At 63.6% G+C, this 15636-nt stretch carries 13 protein-coding genes; all 13 read left to right on the top strand.

The window, feature by feature from the left end; all coding sequences use genetic code 11:
- Positions 1–23: 23 nt before the first annotated feature.
- The 13 genes from obgE to fdhF all read left to right on the top strand — a co-directional run bounded on the left by obgE (position 24) and on the right by fdhF (position 15356).
- A complete protein-coding gene (gene obgE / locus O6760_RS03285) occupies positions 24–1070 on the top strand; it encodes a GTPase ObgE (RefSeq protein WP_269584056.1) in 1047 nt (348 codons plus the stop codon).
- On the top strand, positions 1070–2203 hold the full coding sequence (gene proB / locus O6760_RS03280; RefSeq protein ID WP_269584055.1) for a glutamate 5-kinase: 1134 nt from the start codon (positions 1070–1072) through the stop codon (positions 2201–2203). The genes obgE and proB overlap by 1 nt, the downstream gene beginning before the upstream one ends.
- A 54-nt stretch (positions 2204–2257) precedes the next feature.
- Positions 2258–3538: a glutamate-5-semialdehyde dehydrogenase gene (locus tag O6760_RS03275; RefSeq protein ID WP_269584054.1), complete on the top strand. Its 1281-nt coding sequence runs from the start codon at positions 2258–2260 to the stop codon at positions 3536–3538.
- 10 nt (positions 3539–3548) lie between these two features.
- Entirely contained in the window at positions 3549–4184 is a 636-nt protein-coding gene (locus tag O6760_RS03270) for a nicotinate-nucleotide adenylyltransferase (protein ID WP_269584053.1), read from the top strand.
- A gap of 230 nt (positions 4185–4414) precedes the next feature.
- Entirely contained in the window at positions 4415–4798 is a 384-nt protein-coding gene (gene rsfS, locus O6760_RS03265; protein WP_269584052.1) for a ribosome silencing factor, read from the top strand.
- 81 nt (positions 4799–4879) lie between these two features.
- Complete coding sequence (gene rlmH / locus O6760_RS03260; protein WP_269584051.1) at positions 4880–5362, top strand: 23S rRNA (pseudouridine(1915)-N(3))-methyltransferase RlmH; 483 nt, start codon at positions 4880–4882, stop codon at positions 5360–5362.
- A gap of 72 nt (positions 5363–5434) precedes the next feature.
- Complete coding sequence (locus tag O6760_RS03255) at positions 5435–5890, top strand: GNAT family N-acetyltransferase (protein WP_269586210.1); 456 nt, start codon at positions 5435–5437, stop codon at positions 5888–5890.
- Between the two features lie 124 nt (positions 5891–6014).
- Positions 6015–7553, top strand: a complete 1539-nt coding sequence (locus O6760_RS03250) for a murein hydrolase activator EnvC family protein (protein ID WP_269584050.1) — start codon at positions 6015–6017, stop codon at positions 7551–7553.
- On the top strand, positions 7550–8878 hold the full coding sequence (locus O6760_RS03245; RefSeq protein ID WP_269584049.1) for a S41 family peptidase: 1329 nt from the start codon (positions 7550–7552) through the stop codon (positions 8876–8878). The genes O6760_RS03250 and O6760_RS03245 overlap by 4 nt, the downstream gene beginning before the upstream one ends.
- Before the next feature lie 114 nt (positions 8879–8992).
- Positions 8993–10138, top strand: coding sequence for a divergent polysaccharide deacetylase family protein (locus tag O6760_RS03240; RefSeq protein WP_269584048.1), 1146 nt, complete (start codon positions 8993–8995; stop codon positions 10136–10138).
- A gap of 102 nt (positions 10139–10240) precedes the next feature.
- Complete coding sequence (locus O6760_RS03235; RefSeq protein ID WP_269586209.1) at positions 10241–10696, top strand: RNA pyrophosphohydrolase; 456 nt, start codon at positions 10241–10243, stop codon at positions 10694–10696.
- Positions 10697–10914: 218 nt separating this feature from the next.
- Positions 10915–12591, top strand: coding sequence for an NAD(P)H-dependent oxidoreductase subunit E (locus O6760_RS03230; RefSeq protein WP_269584047.1), 1677 nt, complete (start codon positions 10915–10917; stop codon positions 12589–12591).
- Entirely contained in the window at positions 12588–15356 is a 2769-nt protein-coding gene (gene fdhF / locus O6760_RS03225; RefSeq protein ID WP_269584046.1) for a formate dehydrogenase subunit alpha, read from the top strand. Before O6760_RS03230 ends, fdhF begins: the two co-directional genes overlap by 4 nt.
- The last annotated feature ends 280 nt before the right edge of the window (positions 15357–15636 follow it).

Raw genomic sequence — 15636 nt, 5'->3', positions numbered from 1 at the left:
AGGACAAGATAAAGAGAACAACAATGAAATTCCTCGATCAGGCCAAGATTTACGTGCGCTCCGGCAATGGCGGCGCGGGCTGCGTGTCGTTCCGGCGCGAGAAATACATCGAATACGGTGGGCCCGACGGCGGTGACGGCGGCAAGGGCGGCGATGTCGTCATCGAATGCGTCGACGGTCTCAACACGCTGATCGACTACCGTTACAAGCAGCATTTCAAGGCCGAGACCGGCATTCACGGCATGGGCCGCAACCGCACGGGCGCCCATGGCGGCGACGTTGTGCTGAAAGTGCCGGTGGGTACCCAGATCTTCGAGGAAGACAACGAGACCCTGATTGCCGACCTCACGGAGCTTGGCCAGAAGGTGACGCTGCTCAGGGGCGGCAATGGCGGTTTCGGCAATGCCCATTTCAAGTCCTCGGTCAACCAGGCGCCGCGCCGGGCCAACCCGGGCCTTGAAGGCGAGGAGAAATGGATCTGGCTGCGGCTGAAGCTGATCGCCGATGCCGGCCTGGTCGGCCTGCCCAATGCCGGCAAGTCGACCTTCCTGGCGACGGTTTCGGCCGCAAAACCGAAGATCGCCGATTATCCCTTCACCACGCTTCATCCCAATCTCGGGATTGTCCAGATCGACGGCAACAGCTTTGCCATGGCCGATATTCCGGGCCTGATCGAGGGCGCTCACGAGGGCACCGGTCTTGGCGACCGGTTCCTGGGCCATGTGGAGCGCACCCGCGTGCTGCTGCACCTGGTCGATGGCTCGGGAGAAGAAGACCCGGGCGAAGCCTACCGGGTCGTACGCGGTGAGCTGGAAGCCTATGGCGCGGGACTGACCGACAAGCCGGAAATCGTGGCGCTTTCCAAATGCGATGCGCTCAACGAGGAACTGATCGCCGAGAAGGCGGCCAGCCTGGAGGCGGCGTGCGGCCAGAAGCCGCTGATCTTGTCCTCGGCCAGCGGGCAGAATGTCGACCGGGCGCTGCGCATGATCGTGCGTGCCATCGACAAGGACAAGGAAGACGCGGCCAACCAGGTGCCGGCGCCCGAGCAGGAGGGCTGGCACCCCTGATGTCCCGTAGCCTGAAGAGTTACAGCCGGATCGTCGTCAAGATCGGATCCGCTCTGCTGGTTGGCGATGGCGAGCTGAAGCGCGCCTGGCTGGACGCGCTCGTCTGCGATGTTGTCGGCCTGGCCAAAACAGGCGCGGAAGTGCTGCTGGTCTCCTCCGGGTCGATCGCGCTTGGCCGAGGCATCCTCGGCCTGCCCAGAGGCCCGCTGAAGCTCGAAGAAAGCCAGGCGGCCGCCGCGGCCGGGCAGATTGCACTCGCCCAGGCCTATGCCGATGCGCTCGGCACCCATGGCATGAAGGCCGGACAGATCCTGCTGACGCTCGGCGACACCGAGGAACGCCGGCGCTATCTCAATGCCCGCGCCACCATCGGCACGCTGTTGAAGCTGGGCGCGGTGCCGATCATCAACGAAAACGATTCCGTTGCCACGTCCGAAATCCGCTATGGCGACAACGATCGCCTGGCCGCCCGCGTGGCGACCATGGCGAGCGCCGACTGCCTGGTGCTGCTCTCCGATATTGACGGGCTCTACACCGCGCCGCCGGCGCTGAACCCGGAGGCCGTGTTCCTGCCGGAAGTGCCCCGGATCACCGCCGAGATCGAGGCGATGGCCGGCAGCGCCGGGTCTGAACTGTCGCGCGGCGGCATGAAGACCAAGATCGATGCCGGCAAGATCGCAACGTCCGCCGGAACCTCCATGGTGATCACTTCGGGCAAGGAGCTCAATCCGCTGCAGCGGTTGCAGGACGGCGCGCGCGGCACCTGGTTTCCGGCGCTGAATTCACCGGCCAGCGCGCGCAAGGCCTGGATCGGTGGGCACCTGGAACCGCGCGGTACAATCACGCTGGACGACGGTGCCGTCAGGGCAATGTTGTCCGGCAAGAGCCTTCTGCCTGCCGGTGTTGCTGAAGTGTCCGGCACGTTTGGCCGGGGCGATGCCGTCATGTTGGCGGACAGGACGGGCCGGACCATCGGCCGCGGGCTGATCGCCTATGATGCCGACGAGGCACAGCTGATCGCCGGGCGAAACAGCCGTGAGATCGAGGCCATCGTCGGCTATCCGGGCCGGGCGGAGATGATCCACCGGGACGACCTCGTCCTTGAGGATGCCTTTTTGAACGGAAGCGGCTAAAAGATTGAGTGAAAGGCGGCCCGGACACCGGCCGCGCATGAGGAGTTGGAAGAGATGCTGGACGTCGTCGAGGCGAAGACAACCGAGGAACTGATGGCGGAGATCGGGCAGCGCGCCCGCGCTGCGGGCCGGGTCCTTGCCACGGCGCCAGCAGAGCAGAAAGACCGGGCCCTGCGCGAGATGGCGGCGGCCGTGCGCGCGGCAACGCCCGAGATCCTTGCCGGCAACCGGATCGATGTCGACACCATGACGGCCAACGGCCAGACGGCAGCCTTCCTGGATCGCGGCACGCTCACCGAAGAACGGATCGAGGCGATCGCCAGGGCCCTTGAGGATATTGTCGCTCTGGACGATCCGGTCGGCAGCGTGATCGCTGCCTGGGAACGGCCCAACGGGCTCAGAATAGAGCGCGTGCGCACGCCGCTCGGCGTCATCGGCGTCATCTATGAAAGCCGCCCCAATGTCACCGCCGATGCCGGGGCTCTGTGCCTGAAAGCGGGTAACGCGGTGGTTCTGCGCGGCGGCTCCGATACCATCCAGTCCAATCGGGCGATCCATAAGGCCCTGCAGAAGGGCCTTGCCGCAGCCGGCCTGCCCGAAGATGCCATCCAGATCGTGCCGGTGACGGACCGCGCCGCCGTCGGCGAGATGCTGCGCGGTCTGAACGGAAACCTCGACGTGATCGTGCCGCGTGGTGGCCGCAGCCTGGTGGAGCGGGTTCAGAGCGAAGCGCGCGTGCCGGTCTTCGCCCACCTGGAAGGCCTGGTGCATATCTTTGTCGACAAGGCGGCGGATCTTCAGAAATCCGTCGACATTGTCGTCAATTCAAAACTGCGCCGTACCGGCATTTGCGGCGCGCTGGAAACCCTGCTGGTGCACGAGGACGTCGCCCTGAGCCATCTGCCGGTGATCGTCAAAGCGCTGCAGGATCAGGGCTGCGAGATCCGGGGTGGCGCGCGTGTGCGCGACATCTGCGAGAACATCGTGCCCGCCAGCGAGGACGACTGGTCGACCGAATATCTCGACAAGATCCTGTCGGTGAAAGTGGTGCCGGACCTCGACGCGGCGATGGAGCATATCGCCACCTACGGCTCCAGCCACACCGACTGCATCGTGACCGAGGACCAGGCGGCCGCGGACCGGTTCCAGGCCGAGGTCGATTCGGCGATCGTGCTGCACAATGCCTCGACACAGTTCGCCGATGGCGGCGAGTTCGGCATGGGCGCGGAAATCGGAATCGCCACCGGCCGCATGCATGCCCGCGGCCCGGTCGGCGTCGAACAGCTGACCAGCTTCAAATACAAGGTGCACGGCACCGGTCAGACGCGTCCGTGAGGCAACCGGCATGAGTGCATTGATGCCGGGAATGTCACCCGGCAGCGACTGGTTGAAGTTGCCTCACGTGGAGGCCGGCAACCGCGTCGGGCTGTTCGGCGGGTCGTTCAATCCGCCGCATTCCGGTCACCGGTCGGTCGCCTTGACCGTGTTGAAGCGGCTTGGGCTCGATCAGGTCTGGTGGCTGGTCACGCCCGGCAATCCACTCAAGAGCCATTCGAACCTGGCACCGCTGGAAAGGCGTCTGCGTCTGTCCAGTGAGCTGGCCGATCATCCACGCATGAAGGTGACCGCGTTCGAACAGGTTCTGGGCACGCCCTATACGGCCAGGACGCTGTCGGCGCTCCAGGCCATGCGCCCTGCGGTGCGATTCGTTTGGGTCATGGGTGCTGACAATTTGGCCGGCTTCCATCGCTGGCAGGATTGGCGCTCCATCGTCCGCACGGTGCCGGTCGCAATCGTCGACCGGCCGGGTGCATCCCTGTCGGTCCTGTCCTCGCCCATGGCCAAAGCGTATGAAAAACATAGACTTCCCGAAGAAGACGCCGCGCTTCTGCCGGACATGAAGGCTCCGATCTGGACATTTTTGCACACGCCGCTCGACCGGACCTCGTCCACCGAGCTGCGGCGCGGCCAATCCCGGTGATCCGCAGATTTACCGAGAATTCCGGCGTGTCTTGAAAATGCCAAAGGGGAAGCGGTATTATGAGCATGGTCGCGGCGAGCGCGGCCGAGGTACGGTCAACCGGTCCTGCATCCAAAACGGGTGACGCACGAAGTCCAACACTCCTGTTCGTGACGACGTTGGGCGCGGGACGGCACAAACGGCGAAAGGCACAACACCTGACCATGACCTTTGAAAGTGGGCGGACAGACATGTCCTCTCCTATGACGGCTTCCGTAAGCACAGATCTTGCGGCAGACCTCCTCGACACGGTCCTCTCCAGTCTTGACGACTCCAAAGCTGAGGACCCGGTTACTCTCGACATCACAGGAAAAAGTTCGCTGGCCGATCACATGGTGATCGTGTCCGGGCGCTCCCATCGTCATGTGGGCGCGATTGCGGACCATTTGCTGAAGGATCTGAAATCGGCCGGAGCCGGCAAGGCAACGGTTGAAGGTCTGGCGACCTGTGATTGGGTGCTGATTGATGCGGGCGATGTGATCGTTCACATTTTCCGTCCGGAAGTACGCGGTTTCTACAATCTGGAAAAGATGTGGGCACCGGAAACGGACGACGCTCCGCAATATATCGGCTGAGCCGGTCATGAGGTCCTGAAACCGGGACCTTAGCCGCCGACAGGCAGATATTTCACCGGATAAGGATCCGGCAGGGAATTCATGCGCTTTACGCTCTTCTGCATTGGCCGGATGAAGACCGGTGCGGAAAAAGACCTCTTCGACCGCTACATGGACCGTGCCCGCAAGACCGGGCGCGGGCTCGGAATCACAGAGGTCGGCCTCAACGAAATGACGGAAAGCCGCGCGCAGCGCGCCGACGACCGCAAGGCGGACGAGGCCCGGGGAATCCTGGCGGCCCTTTCCGCCGGTGCCCGTCTGGTGGTGCTGGACGAGAACGGCAAGAACCTGACCAGTCCGGCGTTCAGCCGGAAACTCGAGTCCTGGAAGGACGAAGGCGTGCCGGAAGTCGTGTTCGCCATCGGCGGTGCCGACGGCCACGGTCCGGAGGTGCTTGCCCGCGCCGACCTGAAACTGGCGCTCGGTGCCATGACCTGGCCGCACCAGATTGCCCGGATCCTGCTGGCCGAGCAGATCTACCGGGCCATGACCATCCAGTCCGGTCACCCCTATCACCGGGTCTGACATTGCCGTTCCAGCCAAAACGAGACCACCGTGGCACCGACACTTGAAACCGAGCGGCTGACCCTGCGGCCGATGCGCATGGACGATTGGCCTGCCTACCTGGACCTCATGCGCTCCTCTCGCTCTCGCTTCATGGGCGGCCCGCACGATGAAAGCGCCGCCTGGGGCATGTTCTGCCGGGACGTGGCCCAATGGTCGCTGATGGATCATGGTGCGTTGATGTTCGATGAGCGTGAGACCGGCCGCTGTCTCGGCCAGGTCGGCATCAATCACGGGCCGCTGTTCCCGGAACACGAGCTTGGCTGGTTCGTCTACGAGGACGCCGAGGGCAAGGGCTATGCCTTCGAGGCCGCCTCCGCCTTCCGGGATTGGGCAAAAGACATCCGGAACCTGCCGGAGCTGGTCAGCTACATGGACGCGGACAATCACCGTTCGGCACGCCTGGCAAGGAAGCTGGGCGCCGTCCTGGACCCCGGTGCGCCGCGTCCTGGCCCACAGGATCTTGTCTACAGGCATTACGGCGGCTGACGGAAATGTGAAGCGCGTGAGACGGGGCGCCGTACGCTGCAAGGGCAAAGTGAACGAATTTTAACTTTGAAAATGGCCGGATTTCAGCAAACTGCCCGTATCTCGCCGCATTCGGAACGTATCGGTGATCAGTTACCGGAACGAGAGGTTACGTCGCAAGGCGGTACGCGTGTGGGAGCGTGAGGTTAACGATCAGGTCATCAGGGTAAACGGTTCGTTAACGCAGACTGTGTATCGCAAGATAAGAATAACCTTTGGGAGCTTAGGCAGGTTGACACCGGATCGCACCGAAACTGCGCGTCCTGGACTTGAGAGGCGGCGGCCCCGGCAGCCGCTCTTGAGGGGTCTCTGCTTGGGCATTCTGTTGGCGGCGCAGCCAGTGCTGGCGGCCGAGAGCCTTGATGAAAAGCCACCCGAACAGCCGGCGGCCTCACCGGAGGTCAGTGCTGCGCTCGAACGCAAGAAGGCGCGGGAACAGGAACTGGCGGCCCTGTCGCGCAACATCGAGATCTCGACCGACCGGCAGGCCGCGATCGCGCGGGAGATCCGGTCCCTTGACCGGGACCGCGAGACGCTGAACGCTAAGATCATCAGCACGTCCGACACGATCAAGGGGCTGGAAACCAAGCTGAGTGATACCGAGCGCCGCCTCGGCGCGCTGGGCGAGAACGAGGACGCCGTGCGGTTGTCCCTGATCGCGCGGCGGGATGTGCTGGCGGAGGTGCTCGCGGCACTGCAGCGGATCGGCAAACGGCCGCCTCCCGCCCTGGCGGTGCGCCCGAGCGATGCCCTGTCCGCCGTGCGCAGCGCGATTCTCCTGAACGCGGTGATGCCGGAGCTGAAGGTGGAAACCGAGGCGCTGGCGGACGATCTGGAAGAGTTGCACCGGCTGAAGGCGGTCATTGCCGAGGAAAAAAAACGTCTTCGCGGCGATGCGATGCGATTGGCTGAGGAAAAGTCCCGCCTTGAGCTTCTGCTGAGCGCAAAAAGGCAGGAACATCAGAAATCGGTTCGGGTGCTCCAGGAGGAAAAGGATCGCGCGGCGGCCCTGGCGGAAAAAGCCGGTTCGCTGCAGGAGCTGATCGCCAGCCTGGAGGAGGAGATCGAGAGCGCGCGCGAGGCGGCAGAGAAATCCCGTCAGGCTTCCCTGGACGCCAAACGGCGGAGCAAACGCGACTTTGATCCGTTCGCCGATCCCGGCCGGCTGGCGCCGGCCGTGCCGTTCCAGGAAACCCGCGGCCAGTTGCCGCAACCTGTTGCAGGCACGCTGCTCAAGGATTTTGGCGAGGACGATGAATTCGGCGGTGTGACGGAAGGACAATCTATTGCCACAAGGCCGGGTTCTAATGTCACTTCGCCGGCGGACGGCTGGGTGGTGTATTCAGGGCCGTTCCGTTCGTTCGGACAGCTCTTGATCCTGAATACGGGCGACGGCTACCATGTGCTCCTGGCCGGCCTCGACCGGATCGATGCGGAACTGGGGCAATTTGTTTTGACCGGGGAACCGGTTGGTGTGATGGGCGCAACCCAATGGGCGAGCGCTTCAACATTCGGCTTGGGATCGACCCAGCCGATCCTGTATGTTGAATTTCGGAAGGACGGCCGTGCGATCGATCCCACTCCCTGGTGGGCGCGCACAGAAGAAGAAAAGGCTCGCGGATGATACGGAAAACTTCCTTGCTGCTTGTGGGTGCTCTGATGGGAGCAGCGGCAATCACAACCCTGTCCCAGATGCCGATCAATGTTTCGGTGGCAGCCAATGCTGCGGCGACGGACACCTATCGGCAGCTGAATCTCTTCGGCGACGTGTTCGAGCGTGTTCGCTCTGACTACGTGGAAGTGCCTGATGACGCGCAGCTGATCGAGAGCGCCATCAACGGCATGCTGACCTCCCTGGATCCGCATTCAAGCTACATGTCGCCGAAAAGCTTCCGTGACATGCAGGTGCAGACCCGCGGCGAATTCGGCGGCCTCGGCATCGAGGTCACCATGGAAGAGGGCCTCGTCAAGGTCGTCTCGCCCATCGACGACACTCCCGCTGCCAAGGCCGGTGTGCTCGCAGGCGACCTGATCACCTATATCGACGGCGAACAGGTCCAGGGCCTGACCCTGAACGAAGCCGTTGAAAAGATGCGCGGCCCCGTCAACACCGATATCGTGGTGACTGTCCGCCGCAAGGGCCGGGTCGAGCCGTTCGACATCACGATCACCCGCGACATCATTCGCATCCGTTCCGTGCGCTGGCGCGAGGAAGAGGATGTCGGATATGTCCGCGTGACCCAGTTCAACGAGCAGACCTTCGACGGCCTGAAAGACGGCATCGAGGAAATGACCGCCGAGATCGGTGAAGACAAGATCAAGGGCTTCATCATCGACCTGCGCAACAATCCGGGCGGTCTTCTGGACCAAGCCATCGCGGTTTCCGATGCCTTCCTTGACCGCGGCGAGATCGTTTCGACCCGCGGCCGGGAAGCCGACGAGACCCAGCGCTACAATGCCCGGGCCGGTGACCTGACTGATGGCAAGCCCGTGATCATTCTGGTGAACGGTGGCTCCGCCTCCGCGTCGGAAATCGTTGCCGGCGCTCTTCAGGATCACCGCCGTGCCACCATCCTCGGCACGCGGTCCTTCGGCAAGGGGTCTGTTCAGACCATCATTCCGCTGGGGGCCAACGGTGCCATCCGCCTGACCACGGCGCGGTACTACACCCCGTCCGGGACCTCCATCCAGGCCAAAGGCATCGTGCCGGACATCGAGTCGCTGCAGGACCTGCCCGAAGAGCTGGTCGGCCGCGTCGATACCAAGGGCGAGGCCGGGCTGCGGGGCCACCTGGAAGCCGATGGTGAAGAGGAATCAGGCAGCCAGGCCTATGTGCCGCCGGATCCGAAGGACGACACCCAGCTGAAGCTGGCCCTGGACCTTCTGCGCGGCGTACAGGTCAACAGTGCCTTCCCGCCGGTCTCCGACAGCGCGGCTGTCAAGAACTGATGATATCCGGACGCGCCGGTTCGCCGGCGCGTCCCGTTCTTTCGATTTCGTTCTGCGTATTCCGATAACAAAGAAGTTGCCGGCCCGGGGTCGGCCAAAAGGCTCAGGACGGTAATGTCGAGCGAAGATCTCTCAGCTCCCCTAGGAATGGGCAAACGGCGGCTCGTCAGGCTGCCGTTCGGTCTGATCGGTGTCGGCATCCTGAGCGTGATCGTGACGACGACGCTGGTCTGGATCGCGGTCGTCAATGATCCCCTGGGCGGCGAGCCGGTTGCGGTGTTGCCGCTCGACGCGATTGTTGAGGGGGTCACTTCCCAGGACATCGAGGTGGTGGAAATCCGGCCGGGCATCGGTGACGATCTCGGGCCCAACCTCCGTCCGGAAAGCGCGGACGACCTGCTGGGGCCGCGCTACGACATGGTCAACCGCCCGGATGGACTGGGGCCCGACGAGCCCGTGACCAGTCTGTCGATCAACCCGGACAGCAGGGTGAGCGAGCGCTCCGACTACGGTTTCCTGCCCAAGATAAGCGATGCCGGGGTCCGGCCCCTGGACGCCTATTCCCGTCCGATCATGCGTGAATTCACGTCGATCCCAAAGATTGCCGTCATAGTCAGCGGCCTCGGTCTCAGCGAGGCCGGCACGCAGAACGCCATCGACCGGTTGCCGTCGGACGTGACTTTCGCGCTCGCTCCTTATGGAGAGGACCTGGACCTTTGGATGCAGCAGGCGCGCACCAAGGGGCACGAGCTTCTTCTGCAGCTGCCGCTGGAACCGTTCGACTTTCCGGACAACGATCCGGGGCCGCACACGCTACTGGTCAGCCTCCGGCCCAACGAAATGCTGGACAGGCTCGCCTTTCTGCTGACCCGGGCCACCAACTATGTCGGCACGATCCCGGAGATGGGCGCAAGGTTCACCTCCACCAAGCCGTCGATGGAATACCTGGTGGAGAAATTGAAGGAACGCGGTTTGATGCTCGTCGACAACGGCACGTCCTCGCGCAGCATCTCTGCCGAGGTTGCCGCCGAGAAACGCATTCCGTTCAGCGGTGTCGACGTGGTGCTGGATGAAGTGCCGAGGGAAGACAGCATTGATGCCAAGCTGCTGCAGCTGGAAGGGGTCGCGCGGTCCCGGGGTGTGGCTGTTGCCGCCGGCTCGGCGCTGCCGGTGACTGTACGCCAGCTGGAAAAATGGGTACAGGATCTGGAAGAGCGCGGTCTTCAGCTGGTTCCCGTCAGCGCGACGATCGACCGATAGTCAGTTTTTCTTCAAGTAGGTGCAGCCGTGACGAAGCGTGAACTTGGCCCTGGTTTTCCGGTGCCGTCGCAGGGGCTTCCCTACCGCCCCTGTGTCGGCATCATGCTGATCAACAAGGAAGGCCTTGTCTGGATCGGCAGCCGGGATGACGGCAGCCGGTCATCAAACTACGAATACAGCTGGCAGATGCCCCAGGGAGGCATCGACAAGGGCGAGGCGCCGGAGCCCGCCGCTCGCCGGGAACTCTACGAGGAAACCTCGATCAGGTCCGTGACACTTCTGGAAGAAGCGCCGGAATGGTTCGCCTACGACTATCCCGAAGAAGTCGTGAAGACGTCGCGCAAGGGCAAGTATCGCGGACAGGCGCAACGTTGGGTCGCCTACAGGTTCGACGGGCCGGAAGAGGAAATCGACATCCTGACCCCGCCGGACGGCCATACCGCCGAATTCAGTGCCTGGCGCTGGGAAAGGGCCGACTGCCTGCCGGAGCTGATCGTACCTTTCAAGCGTCCCGTTTATGAACGGGTTGTCGCTGCATTTTCGCATCTCACTGCATAAGTTTTCCAGGCCTGCTATCCTGCCGGCGACGTTGCCAAATGCGTCAGCATTTGAGGATCGGTTGTCGTTTTTCAAACAGACAGCCCCGATCCGCGTCGCTACGATCGCGCCAACTTGCGGATCCGGGCGGAAAAAATACCGCCTGATTCCGCTGTCGGCATGAGCGAGCGCGGACGCGACAAAATTGACGCGCTCCAGAGGATTCGGGAGGAACGCCAATGTCTTTCGGCAAGGGGCTATCACGCAAGCCGTCCCAGCCAAAAGGGCGTCAGTTGGAAGATGCTGCACTGGCAGAGGTGCAGGCCCTGCTGGGTGACGAACCGCGTCGCCGCGATCTGCTGATCGAACACCTGCACAAGATCCAGGATGCTTTCGGCTGCCTGGAAGCGCGCCACCTGAAGGCGCTGGCCGACGAAATGAAACTGTCCCAGGCAGAGATCTACGAGGTCGCCAGCTTCTATCACCATTTTGACATTGTCCGGGAAGGCGAAGCGAAACCGGCACCGCTGACCATCCGCGTCTGCGACAGCGTCGCCTGCGCGCTGAAGGGCGCCGATGCGCTGGCGACCGCGCTTGAAGGCGGCGTCGATCCGGCGAAGGTGCGTATCCAGAAGGTGCCCTGCATCGGCCGCTGCGCCGGCGCTCCGGCCGTTCAGGTCGGCAAGCGGGCCGTCGACAACGCATCCGAACTCTCCGTGCGCGCGGTGCTGTTCGAGGGCGAAACCGCTGCGGAGGTCCCGGATTACACCAAGCTGGACGCCTACCGGGCCAAGGGCGGCTACAAGCTGCTTGAGCGTGTACGTGCGGGTGAACTGGACGCCGCGGCGATCGCCGACAAGGCTCTCGAGGCCGGCCTGCGCGGCCTCGGCGGAGCAGGCTTTCCGACCGGCACCAAGTGGAAGATCGTCAACGACCTGCCCGGTCCGAAATACCTGACCATCAACGGCGACGAGGGCGAGCCGGGCACCTTCAAGGACCGCTATCACCTGGAACGCGATCCGCACCGGTTGCTGGAGGGCGCGCTGATTGCCGCCCACGCGATCTCCGCCGAGCGCGTCTATCTCTATATGCGCGACGAATACCCGGCGGTCCTGGAGATCCTGAAGACCGAAATCGACGCGTTGCGTGCCGCCGGCATCATCACAACCATCGACATCGAGCTGCGCCGCGGCGCGGGCGCCTATATCTGCGGCGAGGAAAGCGCGATGATCGAGTCGATCGAAGGCAAGCGCGGCCTGCCGCGCCACCGTCCGCCCTTCATTGCCCAGGTGGGCCTGTTCGGCCGCCCGACCCTCAACCACAATATCGAGACGCTCTACTGGATCCGCGACATCGTCGAGAAGGGCCCGGAATGGTTCGCTGCCCAGGGCCGGCGCGACAAGAAGGGCTTCCGCTCGTTCTCGGTCTCCGGCCGCGTCAGGGAGCCGGGCGTCAAGCTGGCGCCCGCCGGCATCACCATGAACGAGCTGCTCGAGGAGTTCTGCGGCGGCATGGAGGACGGTCACAGCTTCAAGGGCTATCTGCCCGGCGGCGCCTCCGGCGGCATCCTGCCGGCCTCGCTCGCCGACGAACCGCTCGATTTCGGCACGCTTGACAAGCATGGCTGTTTCATCGGCAGCCACGCCATCGTGGTCTTCTCCGATCAGGACGACATGCGCGACGTGGCGCTCAACCTGATGCGTTTCTTCAAGCATGAAAGCTGCGGCCAGTGCACGCCCTGCCGCTCGGGTACGGAAAAGATGGAACACATGCTCGCGGAGGGCGACTGGGACCGGCAGAAGATTGCCGATCTCGATGCGGTCATGCGTTCCGCCTCCATTTGCGGCCTTGGCCAGGCGGCCAGCAACCCGGTCGCTTCCGTTCTGAAATTCTTCCCGGAGGAGTTCGAGAAATGAGCCGGATCACCTTCTCTCTCGACGGCAGGAACGTCACCGCCGATGAAGGCGAAACCATCTGGCAGGTGGCCAAGCGTGAAGGCACCGCCATTCCGCATCTCTGCCACAAGGACGCACCGGGCTACCGCTCCGACGGCAATTGCCGCGCCTGCATGGTCGACATCGAGGGCGAGCGTGTGCTCGCCGCGTCCTGCATTCGCACGCCATCTGAAGGCATGGTTGTCAACACCGCATCCGAGCGCGCTTCAAAAGCCCGCGAGATGGTGTTCGAACTGCTGGCCTCCGACCAGCCCTCGCGCGACCATCACCCGGACCCCGAAAGCGACTTCTGGAAATGGTCCGACACCGTCGGCGTGACCTCCAGCCGCTTCGCGCCGTGCGAGAAAACGCCCCAGGACATTTCCCACCCGGCGATCGCTGTCAATCTGGACGCCTGTATCGCCTGCAACCTGTGCGAACGCGCCTGCCGTGAAGTCCAGGTCAATGACGTCATCGGCATGGCCGACCGCGGCTCGCACACGATACCGGTCTTCGACCTCGCCGATCCGATGGGCCTGTCCACCTGCGTTGCCTGCGGCGAATGCGTCTCCGCCTGTCCGACCGGTGCGCTGATGGAAAAGAGCCTCTTGGACGAGACCGCCAGCAAACGCGAGATCTTTGCCGAGGAAACCGTCGACAGCGTCTGCCCCTTCTGCGGGGTCGGCTGCCTGACCTCCGTCTCGGTCAAGGACGGCAAGATCGTCAGTGTCGAAGGCCGCAACGGTCCGGCCAACGAGAACCGGCTCTGCGTCAAGGGCCGCTTCGGCTTCGACTATGTCTCCAGCCCGGAGCGCCTGACAAAGCCGCTGATCCGCCGGGACGATGCGCCCAAGGGCGGCGACATTTCCATGACCCGCGGCAACTACCTCGATTATTTCCGCGAGGCGACCTGGGAAGAGGCGCTGGACAGGGCCGCCTCCGGCCTGAAAGCCTCGTTCGACGCCAAGGGCGGTGCCGGCATTGCCGGGTTCGGCTCGGCGAAAGGCTCCAATGAAGAGGCCTATCTGTTCCAGAAGCTGATCCGCCAGGGCTTCCAGACCAACAATGTCGACCACTGCACCCGGCTCTGCCACGCCTCGTCCGTCGCCGCCCTGATGGAAGGCATCGGCTCGGGCGCCGTGACGGCACCGTTCAACGCCGCCGGGGACGCCGACTGCATGATCGTCATCGGCGCGCGCCCGGCGCAGAACCACCCGGTCGCGGCCACCTATATCAAGCAGGCGGCCAAGAAGGGCACCAAGCTGATCGTCATGGACCCGCGCGGCCAGGACCTGATGCGCTACGCCGAATACGGCCTCAAGTTCAAGCCGGGCACGGATGTGGCCATGCTGAACGCGATCCTCAACGTGATCATCACCGAGGAGCTCTATGACAGCCAGTATATAGCGGCCCATGTCGACGGCTTCGAGGCGCTCAAGGAAAAGATCAAGGACTTCACGCCGGAAGCGATGGAACCGGTCTGCGGCATCGAGGCTCAGACCCTGCGCGAGGTCGCGAGGCTCTACGCCACCAGCCAGAAGTCGATCATCTTCTGGGGCATGGGCGTCTCCCAGCACGTCCACGGCACCGACAATGTGCGCTGCCTGATCGCCATGGCGCTGACCACCGGCCAGATCGGCCGGCCGGGCACGGGCCTGCATCCGCTGCGCGGCCAGAACAACGTCCAGGGCGCCTCCGATGCGGGTCTCATTCCGATGGTGTTTCCGGATTACCGCTCCGTGGAAAACCCGGACATCCGGGCCGAATACGAGGACGCCTGGGGCCGCACGCTCGACCCGGTGCGCGGCCTGACCGTGGTCGAGATCATGGACGACATTCTCGCAGGCGGCATCGAGGCGATGTATGTCCAGGGCGAGAACCCGGCCATGTCGGATCCGGACCAGAACCACGCCCGCAAGGCGCTGGCGAGCCTGAAACACCTGGTGGTGCAGGACATCTTCCTGACCGAAACCGCCTGGCACGCCGACGTTATCCTTCCGGCCTCCGCCCATGCGGAAAAGCTAGGCACCTTCACCAACACCAACCGCCAGGTCCAGATCGGCCGTCCCTGCGTGCCGATGCCGGGAGAAGCCCGCGCCGACTGGCAGATCCTGATCGAGATGGCCAACCGCCTGGGCCTTGACTGGACCTATGGGGATGTTCCGGAGATCTACGAGGAAATGTGCTCGCACATGGCCTCGCTCAACAACATTTCCTGGGAGCGCCTGGAACGCGACGGCACGGTCACCTATCCGGCCGACGCGCCGGACAAGCCCGGCAACGAGATCCTGTTCGGCCAGTCCTTCCCGACTGCCGACGGCCGCGGCAAGATCGTTCCGACGGACCTTGTGCCGCCGAACGAGACCCCGGACGCGGACTACCCGATGGTGCTGACCACCGGCCGCATGCTGGAGCACTGGCATACCGGCGCCATGACACGGCGCGCGGAAGTGCTCAACGCCATCGAGCCGGAACCGGTCGTCTCCATGAACCCGCGCGACATCAAGCTGCAGGGACTCGAGATCGGCCAGCAGGTCACGGTGGAAACCCGCCGCGGCGCAATCACGCTGACCCTGCGCGCCGACCGGGATGTGTCGACAGGCATGATGTTCATCCCGTTCTGCTTCTTCGAAGCCCCGGCGAACTATCTGACCAACCCGCAGCTCGACCCGTTCGGCAAGATCCCCGAATTCAAGTTCTGCGCCGCCCGCATCGGCCCGGCCCGGGAGCAGGCCGCGGCGGAATAGAAATCCGGAAAATCAATTGAAAGGGGCGGCCAATGGCCGCCCTTTTGTTTCCACCCAATGGCAAACCTACCGACCGTCATTCCGGACAAGTGCAGCAACGCTGCGCGATGATCCGGAACCCAGCGTATCGGCGCGAGCGGAAGCGAGCACAAAACCAAGCAAGCATTTTATAAAATAGGGGCGCACCTGCGGTGCGAAGTAACCGCTGGGTTCCGGATCTGGCCATGCAGCTGCGCTGCAGACCGTCCGGAATGACGACGGTGGGGTTTAAAAAGAAAGG

The organism is Roseibium sp. Sym1 (assembly GCF_027359675.1).
Lineage (GTDB): Bacteria > Pseudomonadota > Alphaproteobacteria > Rhizobiales > Stappiaceae > Roseibium.
This window is presented reverse-complemented; position numbering and strand designations above follow the sequence as displayed.

What these genes read in the sequence shown, in the direction of transcription:
- obgE (WP_269584056.1), top strand. Translation starts at nt 24, where the DNA reads ATGAAATTCCTCGATCAGGCCAAGATTTACGTGCGCTCCGGCAATGGC.
- proB (WP_269584055.1), top strand. Translation starts at nt 1,070, where the DNA reads ATGTCCCGTAGCCTGAAGAGTTACAGCCGGATCGTCGTCAAGATCGGA.
- O6760_RS03275 (WP_269584054.1), top strand. Translation starts at nt 2,258, where the DNA reads ATGCTGGACGTCGTCGAGGCGAAGACAACCGAGGAACTGATGGCGGAG.
- O6760_RS03270 (WP_269584053.1), top strand. Translation starts at nt 3,549, where the DNA reads ATGAGTGCATTGATGCCGGGAATGTCACCCGGCAGCGACTGGTTGAAG.
- rsfS (WP_269584052.1), top strand. Translation starts at nt 4,415, where the DNA reads ATGTCCTCTCCTATGACGGCTTCCGTAAGCACAGATCTTGCGGCAGAC.
- rlmH (WP_269584051.1), top strand. Translation starts at nt 4,880, where the DNA reads ATGCGCTTTACGCTCTTCTGCATTGGCCGGATGAAGACCGGTGCGGAA.
- O6760_RS03255 (WP_269586210.1), top strand. Translation starts at nt 5,435, where the DNA reads ATGCGCATGGACGATTGGCCTGCCTACCTGGACCTCATGCGCTCCTCT.
- O6760_RS03245 (WP_269584049.1), top strand. Translation starts at nt 7,550, where the DNA reads ATGATACGGAAAACTTCCTTGCTGCTTGTGGGTGCTCTGATGGGAGCA.
- O6760_RS03240 (WP_269584048.1), top strand. Translation starts at nt 8,993, where the DNA reads ATGTCGAGCGAAGATCTCTCAGCTCCCCTAGGAATGGGCAAACGGCGG.
- O6760_RS03235 (WP_269586209.1), top strand. Translation starts at nt 10,241, where the DNA reads ATGCTGATCAACAAGGAAGGCCTTGTCTGGATCGGCAGCCGGGATGAC.
- O6760_RS03230 (WP_269584047.1), top strand. Translation starts at nt 10,915, where the DNA reads ATGTCTTTCGGCAAGGGGCTATCACGCAAGCCGTCCCAGCCAAAAGGG.
- fdhF (WP_269584046.1), top strand. Translation starts at nt 12,588, where the DNA reads ATGAGCCGGATCACCTTCTCTCTCGACGGCAGGAACGTCACCGCCGAT.